Source organism: Mesorhizobium opportunistum WSM2075 (assembly GCF_000176035.2).
GTDB lineage: Bacteria > Pseudomonadota > Alphaproteobacteria > Rhizobiales > Rhizobiaceae > Mesorhizobium > Mesorhizobium opportunistum.
Genome location: NC_015675.1, coordinates 2,919,584 through 2,933,305, shown reverse-complemented (window position 1 = coordinate 2,933,305; position 13,722 = coordinate 2,919,584). Strand labels below are relative to the sequence as shown.

13 protein-coding genes are annotated in these 13,722 nt (G+C 62.5%); 6 read left to right on the top strand and 7 right to left on the bottom strand.

Features of this window, described 5'->3' with window-relative positions; all coding sequences use genetic code 11:
- Positions 1-26: 26 nt before the first annotated feature.
- Complete coding sequence (locus MESOP_RS14045; RefSeq protein WP_013893975.1) at positions 27-2,408, bottom strand: pyruvate dehydrogenase (acetyl-transferring), homodimeric type; 2,382 nt, start codon at positions 2,406-2,408, stop codon at positions 27-29.
- Positions 2,409-2,534: 126 nt separating this feature from the next.
- Here MESOP_RS14045 and MESOP_RS14040 point away from each other — a divergent pair, with 126 nt between their 5' ends.
- Positions 2,535-3,002, top strand: a complete 468-nt coding sequence (locus MESOP_RS14040; protein WP_013893974.1) for an Lrp/AsnC family transcriptional regulator — start codon at positions 2,535-2,537, stop codon at positions 3,000-3,002.
- Between the two features lie 392 nt (positions 3,003-3,394).
- Here MESOP_RS14040 and MESOP_RS14035 read toward each other — a convergent pair whose 3' ends face one another.
- The 6 genes from MESOP_RS14035 to MESOP_RS14010 all read right to left on the bottom strand — a co-directional run bounded on the left by MESOP_RS14035 (position 3,395) and on the right by MESOP_RS14010 (position 8,785).
- Positions 3,395-4,123, bottom strand: a complete 729-nt coding sequence (locus tag MESOP_RS14035) for an ABC transporter ATP-binding protein (protein WP_013893973.1) — start codon at positions 4,121-4,123, stop codon at positions 3,395-3,397.
- A complete protein-coding gene (locus MESOP_RS14030) occupies positions 4,123-4,887 on the bottom strand; it encodes an ABC transporter ATP-binding protein (protein WP_013893972.1) in 765 nt (254 codons plus the stop codon). The genes MESOP_RS14035 and MESOP_RS14030 overlap by 1 nt, the downstream gene beginning before the upstream one ends.
- Positions 4,888-4,889: 2 nt before the next feature.
- Entirely contained in the window at positions 4,890-5,849 is a 960-nt protein-coding gene (locus MESOP_RS14025) for a branched-chain amino acid ABC transporter permease (protein ID WP_245265091.1), read from the bottom strand.
- The gene (locus MESOP_RS14020) at positions 5,849-6,760 is read right to left on the bottom strand and encodes a branched-chain amino acid ABC transporter permease (RefSeq protein ID WP_013893970.1); all 912 of its coding nucleotides are present in this window, start codon (positions 6,758-6,760) and stop codon (positions 5,849-5,851) included. The genes MESOP_RS14025 and MESOP_RS14020 overlap by 1 nt, the downstream gene beginning before the upstream one ends.
- Positions 6,761-6,879: 119 nt before the next feature.
- Entirely contained in the window at positions 6,880-8,001 is a 1,122-nt protein-coding gene (locus tag MESOP_RS14015; protein ID WP_245265090.1) for a branched-chain amino acid ABC transporter substrate-binding protein, read from the bottom strand.
- A 148-nt stretch (positions 8,002-8,149) separates the two neighbouring features.
- Complete coding sequence (locus MESOP_RS14010) at positions 8,150-8,785, bottom strand: RraA family protein (protein WP_013525175.1); 636 nt, start codon at positions 8,783-8,785, stop codon at positions 8,150-8,152.
- Between the two features lie 240 nt (positions 8,786-9,025).
- On the opposite strand from MESOP_RS14010, the gene MESOP_RS14005 reads away from it, so the two are divergent.
- From MESOP_RS14005 to MESOP_RS13985, 5 genes are read left to right on the top strand one after another with little or no spacing between them, the layout of a single operon-like run.
- Positions 9,026-9,802 carry an SDR family NAD(P)-dependent oxidoreductase gene (locus MESOP_RS14005; protein WP_041164662.1) on the top strand — a complete coding sequence of 259 codons (777 nt, stop codon included), beginning with the start codon at positions 9,026-9,028 and terminating at the stop codon, positions 9,800-9,802.
- 6 nt (positions 9,803-9,808) lie between these two features.
- The gene (gene pxpB / locus MESOP_RS14000) at positions 9,809-10,471 is read left to right on the top strand and encodes a 5-oxoprolinase subunit PxpB (RefSeq protein WP_013893967.1); all 663 of its coding nucleotides are present in this window, start codon (positions 9,809-9,811) and stop codon (positions 10,469-10,471) included.
- A complete protein-coding gene (locus MESOP_RS13995) occupies positions 10,468-11,448 on the top strand; it encodes a 5-oxoprolinase subunit C family protein (RefSeq protein WP_013893966.1) in 981 nt (326 codons plus the stop codon). The genes pxpB and MESOP_RS13995 overlap by 4 nt, the downstream gene beginning before the upstream one ends.
- Positions 11,445-12,608: an epoxide hydrolase family protein gene (locus MESOP_RS13990; protein WP_013893965.1), complete on the top strand. Its 1,164-nt coding sequence runs from the start codon at positions 11,445-11,447 to the stop codon at positions 12,606-12,608. The genes MESOP_RS13995 and MESOP_RS13990 overlap by 4 nt, the downstream gene beginning before the upstream one ends.
- A 39-nt stretch (positions 12,609-12,647) precedes the next feature.
- On the top strand, positions 12,648-13,676 hold the full coding sequence (locus MESOP_RS13985) for an Ldh family oxidoreductase (protein ID WP_013893964.1): 1,029 nt from the start codon (positions 12,648-12,650) through the stop codon (positions 13,674-13,676).
- Positions 13,677-13,722 lie beyond the last annotated feature (46 nt).

The following is a 13,722-nucleotide window of genomic DNA, read 5'->3' as shown; positions in this document are numbered from 1 at the left end:
AGCCGCGAGGCGATGCTGGCGGACCGTCAGGCGACCGAGCCAAGGTGCCTCAGCGGCCGGCCGGCCGATACAGATTGCGCCGCGGCCATGATACCTTGCGCATCGATCCCGTAGTGCCGGTAGAGATCCGCGATCGTACCGGTCTGGCCGAAATGCTCGACGCCGAGCGCGCGCGTGCGGTGGCCGTGGACCGACCCCAGCCAGGCGAGCGTTGCGGGATGTCCGTCCAACACCGTCACGATGGCGCATGAGGTCGGCAGGCCGGCCAGCAGGCGCTCGACATGACTGGTGGCGCGCGGATGGCCATACTGCCGCGCCCGCGCCGCGGCCGACCAGCCGGCGTTCAGCCGATCGGCCGAGGTCACGGCCAGAAGCCCGACATCGCGCCGGTCACCGGCCATCAGCCCCAATGCCTGTACCGCCTCCGGCGCGACAGCTCCAGAATAGGCGATCACCACAGCGGCATTCGGCCCGGGTTTGCGCAACCAGTAGGCGCCGTCGATGATGGCGCGCGCCAGCGGGTCCTCCATCTGTCGAGACGGTTGTTCGACCGATCGCGTTGAGAGCCTGAGATAGACCGAACCTCCCGTCTGATCGCGCAGCCAGCTATGGTCGTCGGGCTCGGCCTCGCCGGAGCGCTGCATGTAGTCGAATGCCCAACGCAGGATGACTGCCAGCTCGTCGACATAGGCCGGCTCGAACGTCGCCAGCCCGTCCTGCGCCATGCCGATCAGCGGCGTGGCGATCGACTGATGCGCTCCGCCCTCGGGCGCCAGCGTCACGCCGGAAGGCGTCGCCGCCAGGATGAAGCGCGCATCCTGATAGCAGGCATAGTTGAGCGCATCGAGGCCACGCTCGATGAAAGGGTCGTAGAGCGTTCCGACCGGAAGCAGGCGCTCGCCGTGAAGCGAGTGCGAAAGACCCAGCGCCGACAGCATCGTGAAGAGGTTCATCTCCGAGATGCCCAGTTCGAAATGCTGACCCGACGGCGAGAACGTCCAGTTGAAGGTCGAGGGAATGCGTTCTTCACGAAAAACGTCCGCATGGTCGCCGCGCGCGAACAGACCCCGCCTGTTTACCCAGGCGCCAAGATTGGTCGAGACTGTGACGTCGGGAGACGTGGTGACGACACGCTTTGCAAAATCGCTGTCTGACTTCGCGATCTCGTGCATCAAAAGGCCGAAACCCTGCTGTGTCGACATGGAGATTTGTGCGCTCCAGGGTATCTGCGCCGGCACGGACACGGCCGGGGCTTTGTGGCGGCGGGTAGCTGCCCGCGCGAAAGGCGACGACGCCAGATAGGACCGGATCGCGGCCTCATCGTATGCAAGGCCCTCAAACATCTCCCATTCACGTCCCTGGCGCACACCCATGCCTTGCCGCAGCGCCTCGACCTGCGCCGGCGTCATCAATCCGGCGTGATTGTCTTTGTGGCCGGCCAGCGGCAGGCCGAAGCCCTTGATCGTATAGGCGATGAAGCAGGTCGGACGATCATGCCCGCGCGCTTCCTCAAAGGCATCGATGATGCTCGCCAGATCATGGCCGCCGAGATTTGCCATCAAGGCGGCAAGGTCTTCGTCGCTGCGCTTCTCGATCAGGCGGCTGACCGGTCCCTGATCACCAAGGTCGTCCAGAAGACGCCGGCGCCATGCGGCGCCGCCCTGGAAGGTGAGCGCGGAATAGAGCTGATTGGGGCATGCGTCGATCCAGGACCGCAGCTTTTCGCCGCCCTCTTCCTCGAAGGCGACCTGTTGCAATGTCCCATGCTTCAGGATCACCACGTCCCAGCCGAAGTTGCGAAAGATGGACTCGAAGCGCTGCCACAGGCCTTCGCGCACCACCGCATCCAGGCTCTGCCTGTTGTAGTCGACGATCCACCAAGTGTTGCGCAGGCCGTGCTTCCAGCCTTCGAGAAGGGCCTCGAAGATATTGCCTTCATCCATCTCTGCGTCGCCGAGAAGGGCGACCATCCGGCCTTCCGGCTGGTCCGCATTCCAGCCTTTTGCCCTGACATAGTCCTGGACCAGGGAGGAGAACAGGGTCTGCGCCACGCCCAGTCCGACCGACCCGGTCGAGAAATCCACATCGTCGATATCCTTGGTTCGTGACGGGTAGGACTGCGCGCCGCGATAGCCGCGAAAATTCTGTAACTGCTCGAGCGTCTGCTTGCCGAACAGATACTGGATGGCATGGAAGACGGGGCTCGCATGCGGCTTGACGGCAACGCGGTCTTCAGGCCTGAGGATCTGGAAGTAGAGTGCCGTCATCAAGGTCGAGGCGGACGCCGACGACGCCTGGTGTCCGCCGACCTTGAGGCCGTCCTCCGACCCGCGGATATGATTGGCATGATGGATCATCCAGACAGCCAGCCAAAGAACCTTGCGTTCAAGCTCGGAAAGGATCGTCATCGTCGGCTCCCGTGAAATCGCGGTTCAACGATAACGGCCAAGGTCTCTCAAAAGTGGCTATTCTTGCGCAAGCTTGTCGATGATATTGGCTGATCCAGCCAACAATGACGCTCAGACGAGGGAAACGTGCCAAATCCGACGCTCGATGCAATCGACCTCAAAATCATCGCCGCGCTGCAGAAGAACGCGAAGGCGACGACGAACGACCTCGCTGAAGCCGTCGGTCTTTCGCCTTCACCTTGCGCCCGGCGCGTGAGGCTCCTGGAGAGCGCCGGCGTCATCAAAGGTTACACCGTGGTCCTCGACCAGAAGAAGCTCGGCTTGCCGATCAGCGCTTTTGCGTCGATCAAGCTTGAGCGGCAACGCGAGGACGATCTCGACCGCTTCTCGCAGGCGGTGCTGCGCTGGCCGGAGGTTGTCGACTGCTATCTGATGACCGGCCAGCGCGATTACCTGATGCGCATCGTGGTGCGCGACCTCGACGCCTATGAGCGGTTCATCAAGGACAAGCTGACGCGTCTGGACAACATCGCCTCGATTGAAAGCAGCTTCGCGCTCGGCCAGGTCAAGCGCTCGGAAGTGTTGCCCGTCTAGGCCAAAAGCACGTCAGTTGGTCCATTGGGAGGAGATACTACGCTCCGCGTTTCTCTAGGTGGGAACAGTTGCTGTAATGCGAGCTAGGGTGGTATGGGTGAATTGCTCCGGTCAAAAGATGATTTTAAGCGCGTAGGACAACGTTTCATTATGCCTAGCCTGCGTCAGCAGCTGCCCCCCTTGGATGCCCTCGTGATGTTCGATGCCGCTGCACGTCACATGAGCTGCGAGCCGCAGCCTGCCTTAAAGAAGATGCCATCGTAGGTATCAGCGCCAACGGCTAAGCCAAGATCTGGGACCGGCTTAGAGTGCCAAGTCCTTCCCCACGGCTATTTGTCGAATAGAGACCGGTGGTATCATTTGTAGAATCCGGGTGTTGGCGGCTTTGCCAGCTACGTGGCGACGCCGCCTAGATAGGCGCTGATGACCGCTTCGTTGCTCGCAAGTTCACTGCCTGGTCCCTCAAGCACCATACGCCCGGCCTTGAGAACATAGCCGTAGTCGGCGAATTTCAAGGCGACTTTGCTGTTCTGCTCCACAAGCAGGATGGTGACGCCTTGGCGATTGAGGCGCTGGACGATGTTCATAACTTCTTTGATCAGTTGCGGCGCCAGGCCCATTGACGGCTCATCGAGCAGAAGCACCTTGGGAGCGGCCATGAGGGCTCTGCCGATCGCCAGCATCTGCTGCTCTCCTCCAGAGAGGTTCCTTGCATCGCCATTCTTTCTGCGCGCCAGGATGGGAAAGAGTTCAAAAACGTGATCCAGCCGCCGCCGGCGCTCGGTGTCGTCGGCAAGCGTAAACGAGCCGAGGTCAAGGTTCTCCTTGATCGTCATGTCGCCGAAAATACGCCTGCCCTCCGGGACGTGGACGAGCCCGCGATGCGGCAGCCGATGGGCCGGGGCCTTGGTAATGTCCTCGCCCAGGAAGCGGACATTTCCAGAGGACGCCGCAATGAGGCCGGACAGCGTGCGCAGCACCGTGCTTTTGCCGGCGCCGTTCGCGCCAAGCAGGGCGACGATCTGACCGCGTTTGACCGAAAGGCTAACGCCATGAAGCGCTTCGATGGCGCCATAGCGGGCAACGATACGGTCCGCGCTGAGAACAATCTCGGAGTCCATCAATCCTCCGTGCCGAGATAGGCTTCGATGACCCTGGGGTCCGCGCGGACGGCCTCCGGCGCACCATCGGCGATCTTCTGACCGTAGTCGAACACGACAATCTTTTCCGACACTTGCATGACCAGCCCCATATCGTGTTCGATCAGCAGGACGGTGACGCCGGTTTCATCGCGAATACGGCGGATCAGATGTATGAGGTCCAGCTTCTCGCGCTCGTTCAGGCCGGCGGCAGGCTCGTCCAGCAGGATGAGCTCGGGCGCAGAGGCCAGGGCTCTTGCGAGTTCTAGCCGCCGTTGATCCCCATAGGAAAGACCACCCGCACGGCGATGCGCATGCTGCTCGATGCCGACGAAAGCGAGCCAGCGCATGCCGATCGCGCGGATCGCCTCCTCCTCGCGCCGCTGTGCCGGCAAATGCAGGATCGCCGACACAATCCCGTGGCGGCTGCGGCAGTGCTGGCCGGACATGGCGTTTTCAAGAACGCTCATCTCCTTGAACAGCCGGATGTTCTGGAAGGTACGGGCGAGCCCGAGCGCGGTGATGCGATGCGGCGGCAAACCGGTAATTGGCCGGCCGCTCAGGCTGATCGAGCCGCCCTTCGGCTTGTAGAAGCCGGTCAGGCAATTGAAGAGCGACGTCTTGCCGGCGCCGTTCGGCCCGATGAGACTGTTGATGGCACCTTTCTCAACCGAGAACGAAATATCGTGAAGGACTTTCAGTCCTCCAAAACTCAGGCGCAGATCGCGGACTTCCAGCAAGGCCATGGTCAAACCCGCTTGTCCGGCCACAGCCCGTTCGGCCTGAAGAGCATGATTGCCAGCAGCGCAACCGCAGTCACCAGGGGACGATAGGTGCCCGCCCCGCGCAGCACTTCCGGAAGCAGGGCCACGAGAATGGCGCCCAGGACGACGCCTGGAATGCGGCCCATGCCGCCCAGGACGACGCCAAGCAGGATGAGAAGCGATTGGTTGAAGGTGAAACTCTCCGGCGAGATGGCCGTCATCTTGGCGGCGTAGAGGCACCCGGCAACCGAAGCGATCACCGCGCCCATCATATAGGCCTGCAGCTTGGCCGTGACACGGTTGATGCCGATGCCGGCGGCGGCGTCCTCATCATAGCGAACGTAGAACCAGGCTCGTCCCATTCGTGACCGCTCGACGCTCAGGCAGACGAAGGCGGTGAGCAGCGCCAGCACCAGGAACGCATAATAGAAGTGCTGCACCTGCATCAGCCTGAAGCCGAAGATCTCCGGCCGCTCGATGCCGATGAGACCACTCGCGCCACCGGTGATGTCGAGGTTGCGGGCGATGATGCGGACGATCTCGCCGAAGCCCAGCGTCACAATCGCCAGATAGTCGCTGCGTAGCCTCAAGGTCGGTGCACCAATAATGATGCCGGCCACGCAGGCCGCCGCCATGGCGACCGGGATGGTGAGCCAGAAATTGAACCCGAATTCCGCAGTCAGGATGCCTGACGTGTAGGCGCCAACCGCAAAGAAGGCGGCGTAGCCGAGGTCGAGCAGGCCGGCATAGCCGACGACAATGTTGAGGCCGAGGCACAGCACGACATAGAGCAGCGCCGTGGTCGCCACCTCCGTCACGTAGGCGTTGGCGAACTGCGGCAACACCAGCGCGACGGCGAGTGCCGCCAGGCCGGGCAGCACGACGGACCAGCGCATCAATTGCGGTTGCCCGGCGGCCGGCATGGTTCTCACGTCGTCGATCATCATACCCGCTCCACGACAGAGCGGCCAAGAAGGCCCGTCGGCTTGAACACAAGGAACAGGATCAGGGTCCCGAAAACGAAGACGTCACGCCATTCCGATCCGACGAAGGGCAATGACGAACCGAAAGCCTCGAGCAGGCCGAGCAGCAAGCCGCCGAGCATGGCGCCCGGGACGCTGCCGATGCCGCCTATGACGGCTGCCGTGAAGGCCTTGAGCCCCATGATGAAACCCATGAAGAAATGAACACTGCCATAGTACGCGCCGGCCATGACCCCGCCGCCGGCCGCGAGCGCCGAGCCCATGAAAAAGGTCAGTGCGATCACCCGGTCGACATCGATGCCCATCAGGCGGCTCGCCCCCATGTCGATGGACACGGCGCGCATCGCCTTGCCGTACATGGTGCGTGAGACAAAGGCCTGCATCCCGGTCATAAGAGCGATCGAAGCGGCCACCAGCACCACCTGCGTGTAGGTGATGTGAACGGTGGAAATGTCGATGCCCGCAAAACCGAGATCCGTGTTGAAGGCATAGTGCCGCCCGCCAGTCAGGGCGAGTGCCGTGCCGTTCAACACCATTGAGGCGCCGAGCGCCGTGATAAGGATTGAGAGGCGCGGCGCATTGCGCATCGGCCGATAGGCGAAACGTTCGATGACGACGCCGAGCAAGCCGACGACCAGCATCGACACCAGCAGGGCGCAGACCACGCCCAGCCAGCCATTACCGACCCAGATACCGACGAAGGAAAACACAATGAGGCCGACGAAGGCGCCGTTCATGTAGATGTCGCCATGGGCGAAATTCAGGAGCTTGATGACGCCGAAGACCATGCTGTAGCCGAGCGCGATCAGGGCATAGAACGAGCCGACGATAAGACCGTTCACCAGTTGCTGAATAAGCAGGTCGAGCGTCATTGATGCTCCTGGGGCAGAATTGAAAAAGTCTTGTCTGGGCGCAGCGTTGGCGCGCCAGACAATCGGCGATGGCGCCGAGGCCGCCACAAGGGCCGCCCCGGCATCAATCCGGTTAGCCTTTATTCGACAGCCACCCACTTGCCGCCTTTGGCGATCACCGGGCGGAAGTTCGAGGTCTGGAGGGTGTTCTTGTCGGTGAACTTGATTTCGCCGGCAAGGCCTTTGAAGTCGCTCGCCTTGAGGGCCTCGATGATCGCCTTTTGATCCGCCGACTTGGCCCGCGTGATGGCATCGGCGATTAGGTCGCCCACATCATACGAAAGAGCTGCATAGGCACCGGCGTCACGACCATAGGTTTCCTTGTACTTGGCTTTGAAGTCGGCGGCGCCGGACAAGAGGTCGACGGTCGGCGGAGACAACAGATACACGCCCTCACCGGCCGACCCGGCGATTTCCAGATACTCCGGCGAATTGTTGCCGTCGCCCAGCACGATGCCGCCCTGGAAACCGGCCTGCCGAAGCTGCTTGGTGAGCAGTGCGCCGCCGGCATGGTAGGCGGTCCAGAAGACGGCGTCGGCGCCGCTTGATTTGATCTTGGTGACGACCGCCGAATAGTCCTGCTCGCCGGCCGTGGTGGTCTCCTTGGCGGCAATTTCGCCGCCTGCGCCCTTGAAGGCTTCGGCGGTCAGCTTGCCCAGGTCGGATGAATAGGCATCGCCTTCGTCGACGACCGCGATCTTCTTGTAGCCGTTCTTCTTGAAGAGCTCCACCGCTGTAGTCGCCTGCATGTCGCCGGTCGAATTGGCGAGGAAGGCATTACCCTGATTGGCGGCGACCAGCTTGGTCGAGTTCGCTCCGATGATGACGAACGGAATGCCGGCGTCGCCGTAGATCTTCAATGTCGGCAAGACGGCACCCGAACAGTAGCCGCCAACGATGGCGGTCACGCCTTCCGAGACAAGCTTGCTGCCTGCGGTCACCGCCTGCTGCGGATCGCAGGCGTCGTCAGCGGTCGTGGTGATGATCTTGTCGCCGTTGACGCCACCTTGGGCGTTGACGGCGTCGATCGCCATCTTCACGGCGTTCTCCATATCCTGCCCTTCACTGGCCAGTTGGCCAGTCATGGGAGCCACGATGCCGATCTTTATATCGGCAGCCGCGGCCATCGTGGTCATAGCCAGCCCGGCAAGGGCGGTCGCACAAGCCAGCCTCTTGGCAAGCCTCTTGAAGGAAACAACCATTAATTCTCTCCATTTCCCCTGTTGGCGCATCCAGGCGGCGTGCCCGAAATGCATTGTTTCGCCCCTCGGTTAGTTGCGGAGCGGTTTTGTTGAGCAAGATCGCCAGCCTGCCATGCGATTTCTCACCGGCAGGCTCCTGATCCGCCGATCAGTGACTGCCGCTGGAAGCACGGGCATAGGCTCCCTGATAGCGGTTCTCCTGGATGCTCTGCATGATCTCGGCCTCGCGGGCTTCCTGCGCCCGGACGGCGGCCAGCAAGGCCGCGGCACCGTCCATTGGAAATGCCACGACGCCATCTTCGTCGCCGACGACGATGTCGCCTGGACCGACGACCATGCCGCCTATGCAGACCGGAACATTTATGGCTCCCGGACCATCCTTGTAAGGTCCGAGATGGATGGCCGACCGCGCGAAGCATGGGAACGGATTGCGGCCGATGGCACCTGCATCGCGAATGGCGCCGTCGATGACGATGCCCGCGGCGCCGCGCGAAGCCGCGACACTTGTCATGATCTCGCCGACCAGCGCGCGCCCCTCATAGCCACCGCCGTCGACGACAATGACGTCGCCTGGCTGCAACAGATCGAGCGCACGATGGATGAACTGGTTGTCCCCGGGACGAGTCCTGACCGTCAGCGCTCTCCCCGCCATGACGCCACTCACCCGATGAAACGGCCGCAACCCGACAGCGCCGGGAACGCGAGCGAGATTGTCGCTGATCAACGGCGTCGCAAGAGCGCGGAACGCGTCGATCAGTTCGCTTTCCTGTGATCCATCCGCCATCGCCTGCACTCCTCATCGTCGGCACTTATTATGAATATAGTATCCAATCATACTTAATTCGGTCGAGTCAACCGACCTTGCGATTGTCGGCAGAAAAAAGCCAAATCGACTTATAAATGGCGTAGGTCTGGTCAGAATGACCCAACCGCTCCTGCCATTCGGACTTGCAATGGCGTCAAAGTTCAAGATAGATTGGATAACATATCCATAGATGTCATGATTGTGAAAAGGGATTCGGTTGTGAAGCACGCAGGAAAAGTCGTGATCGTCACCGGGGCGGCACAAGGCCTGGGCCTTGCCTGCGCTGAGCGCTTTCATGCCGATGGCGCCAAGGTGGTGCTTGTCGACGTGCAGGCCGATCGCGGACGCGAGCATGCCGAACGTCTTGGCGAGCGTGCCGCCTGGCTATCGGCGGATCTCTCCGAATGCACCCAGGAGATGGCAGCCGATGTTGTTGCCAAGGCCACGGAGCGATTCGGCGGTGTCGACGTCCTCATCAACAATGCCGGCATCATCCATCTGGACGATTTCGTTGACTTCCCCGAGGAAGCCTTCGACCTGGTTCAGCGCGTCAATCTCAAGGCGCCCTTCCTTCTCGGGCAGGCCGCGGCAAGGGCCATGATCGCGCAGGGACGCGGCGGCTCGATCATCAACATGTCGTCGATCAACGCCATCCTGGCCATTCCCAATTCCGTCGCCTATGCCGTGTCCAAGGGTGGCATCAAGCAGTTGACGGCGGTGATGGCCGTCGGATTGATTCCGCATAACATTCGCGTCAACGCCATCGGCCCCGGCACCATCCTAACCGACATGGTCAAGAGCTCGGTCATGGCCAGCGAAGCGCAGCGCCAGACCATACTGTCGCGCACGCCGAGCGGCCGCTGTGGCGAACCTTCGGAGATCGCCAGCGTCGCATCCTTCCTGGCCAGCGACGACGCCTCCTACATTGTCGGCCAGACCATCTATCCGGATGGCGGCCGCCTGATCCTGAATTATACGATGCCGGTGAAGGACTGACCGCCAATGGTTGTCGGTACGCCCCACATCAGTCTTGCGGGATCGGCCGCGCTGCTGCTCGACGGGGCGCAGGGGGCTTTCGATGATGCCACCCAGGAGCTGGTCTGGGCGGTAGCGAATGCTGCGCTGAGCCTCGAAGGGGTGCGCGAGACCGTTCCCGGCATGAACAACCTGCTGGTGGTGTTTGACCCGCTCGCCACGGACGCCCACAGTGTCGGCGATCAGTTGATGTCGCTCTGGACCAGCACCGATGCCCATGCGGTGGCCGGCACGAATCATACTATTCCTGTCAGCTATGGCGGCTCGCGCGGCGAGGACCTCGCCGGCTGGGCCGCGCATTGCGGCCTATCTGTCGACGAGACCGTCAGGCGCCACGCGGCAGCCGCCTACACCGTCGCCGCCATCGGCGCCATGCCGGGCTTTCCCTATCTGTCCGGTCTCGACCCACGGCTTGCCTGGGCAAGGCGCAGCACGCCTCGCCTGAAGGTCACTGAGGGCGCCGTCATAATCGGCGGTGCGCAGGCGGGCGTCATGCCGATGACTGCGCCGTCCGGATGGCACATGATCGGCCATACCGACGTGAAGCTGTTCAACGCCGAAGCGGAATTGCCCGTGCTGCTCTGGCCGGGAGACACGATCCGATTCGAAATCGCGGGGATTGAGGCATGATCGAGATCCTCACCACCGGTCTGCCGAACACAATCCAGGATCTCGGCCGGCCTGGCCATCTTGCGCTGGGGGTCAGCCATGGCGGCGCCATGGACAGGCAAGCGCTTGCAATCGCCAATCTCATGCTGGGCAATGATCCCTCGGCTGCCGGGATCGAGGTCGCGCTTCATCCGTTCCGGCTGCGCACGCATGTCGACACCGCGGTCGCTGTCACCGGCGCGGATTGCGCCGTCAGCGTCGGTAATCGGCCCTGCCCGCCCTGGTGGGCCATGACGATCCGCGCCGGTGAGACGCTTGTCCTCGAAGCACCGCGCACCGGTGCGCGTTCCTATATCGCCGTTGCCGGGGGGCTCGATCTACCCCTCGTCATGGGGTCGCGCGCGACGGATGCGAAGGGTGGCTTCGGCGGGCTCGGCGGGCGCGGCCTGTCGCGCGGTGACCGGCTTGCGCTCAACCCGGCGCAATGCCGGCTTCCCGCAGGCGGCATCGGCGCAGCGCTGGAAGAGCGACGCGGCGCGGTGGACGGCTTTGCCTCGGCATTCGAGTTGCGAGTTCTGCCGGCCGCCGAGTTCGACGCCTTCACCCCTGAATCCCAGGCAGCCTTCACCGGATGCGAATGGAGCATCACCAACGACGCCAACCGGATGGGATATCGCCTTTCCGGAGAGACGCTCTCGCTCCTCTCGCCGCTGGAATTGCTGTCCCACGGCATCGTACCCGGCACTGTCCAGGTGCCACCGTCCGGCCAGCCAATCATCCAGCTTGCCGATGCCAACACTTGCGGCGGCTATCCGAAGATCGCTACGGTGATCGAAGCCGACCTGTGGCGGCTCGCACAAGCGCCTGTCGGGGCGCGTCTGCGTTTCTCAGCGGTCTCGATCGAAGCGTCGACGGAAGCGCTTCGCACGAACTGGCAGCGACGCCGCGACTTTGTCGCCGCCCGGAACCTCATGGTCGGCGAGCAGAGGAGCCCATGAAAATTCGCCCCTTCACCATCGAGATCGCCCAGTCTGAAATCGATGATTTGAACAAGCGCATCTCGAACTGGCGCGAGCCGGACCAATTGCAGGCAATGGGCTGGGCGCAGGGAACAGAGCACGAGGAACTGCGGCGGCTTATGCAGCACTGGCGCACCGGCTTCGACTGGCGCAAGCAGGAAGCCGCCTGGAACGCCCATCCGCACTACCAGACGGACATCGGCGGCCAAACCATCCATTTCATCCATGCGCGCGCCGCTGTTGCGACCGGCAGAACGATCATACTCACCCATGGCTGGCCAGGCAGCGTCTTCGAATTTCATGAGCTGATCCCGCTTCTGACCGACCCGCTTTCGCATGGCGGAAGACAGGAGGATGCCTTCAACGTCGTGGTTCCGTCGATTCCCGGCTATGGTTTTTCGAGCCGGCCGACCAAGCCTGGTCTCAACCTGTTCACCGTCGCCGACCTTTGGGCTGAGTTGATGAGCCGTCTCGGCTACAAGCGATATCTCGCGCAAGGTGGCGATCTGGGCGCCAGCGTGTCGACCTGTCTGGCGCACGCACATCCAGACAGTCTCGCCGGCGTGCATCTGAATTTCATCCCCGGCTCATTCTCACCGCCTCACGATGCAAGCCCGGATGGTGACTTGACGCCGGAAGAACGCGCGTTCCTGGAACGGAAAGCCGGATGGGCGGACCTTCACGGCGCCTATGCTCATATTCAAGGCACACGTCCGCAAACGCTTGCCTACGGGCTGACGGATTCGCCGGTCGGACTGGCAGCCTGGATGATCGAAAAATTCCGCGACTGGAGCGATTGCGATGGCGATCTGGCCAACGCCGCATTTTCGCGCGACGACATGCTCGCCGACATCTCGCTTTACTGGTTCACCCGGACCGTCGCTTCGTCGATGCGGCTCTATTGGGAAACGCGCGCCAGTCCGCTTGCATTCGCGCCCGGCACGGCGATCCACGTCCCGCTTGCGGTGGCGTTGTTTCCCAAAGAGCTGCCGATGCCGCCAAGGAGCTGGGTCGAGCGCGTCTTCAAGGACATCCGCCAGTGGACAGCGATGCCGCGCGGTGGTCATTTCGCGGCCCTCGAACAGCCCGCTTTGCTTGCACAGGATTTGAGAGCCTTTGCCGGTGGTCTGGATTTTTAACGGCACCTGCATTCGCGCAGCCAAACCCGAAGGCCAGAAATGACCAGCACCGTTCTCACCATCGATGCCCTGCATGAGCGCGTCGATGCAATTTTCCGCAAGGCCGGAGTGAACCCCATCCAGGCCAGCGCCATCACAAGGGTCATCGTCGCGGCGGAACGCGACGCCTGCAAATCGCATGGTGTCTACCGGATCGAAGGCGCCCTGCGGACGATCAAGGCCGCGAAGGTAAACCCGAACGCGGTGCCCGAGTTGTTGTCGCAAGGCGCGCCGGCAATCGTCAAAGTGGATGCGAAGCACGGCTTCGCCAACCCAGCCTTCGAACTGGGTCTGCCGGTGCTGGTCGAACGGGCACGCTCGTGCGGTATCGCCGCGCTCGCAATCAACGATGCCGTTCATTTTTCCGCCCTTTGGGTGGAGGTCGAAGCCTTGTCGCAGGCAGGCCTTGCCGGCCTTGCCATGTGCCCGAGCTATGCCACGGTCGCTCCGACCGGTGGCAACGGACCGTTGCTGGGCACCAATCCGTTTGCCTTTGGTTGGCCGCGCGACGGACAGCCTTATATTTTCGACTTCGCTACCTCGGTTGCCGCGCGCGGCGAGATCGAGCTCCACCGCCGGGCAGGCCAGAAGCTGCCGGAAGGCTGGGCCATGGATTCTGACGGCAGGCCAACAACCGATCCCGAAGCTGCCCTGGCGGGCGCCATGCTTCCCTTCGGCGGTCACAAGGGCTCCGCCATCGCGACGATGATCGAGTTGCTCGCCGGGATCATGATCGGCGACCTGACCAGCCCCGAGGCGCTCGATCTGCTCGGCACCACGACGCTTTATCCATCGCATGGAGAGCTGATCATCGCCTTTTCGCCGCAGGCTTTTTCCGCAAGCCGTCCCGGTAACCCGCTGGGACGTGCGGAAGCTCTGTTCGAGGCGATCCTTGGCCAGGGCGCGCGCCTGCCCTCGCAGCGGCGATTCATTGCCCGAGCAGCATCGGAGAGTAACGGCATCAGCCTCTCGGCCAAGGAGATCGAACAACTCGATCGATTTCTTGAAGAAGGACTCGGCGGCGTTTGAGGTGATCCGTCCGCCTCACTCAGATTTGGTCATCAAGGGGAAAGGG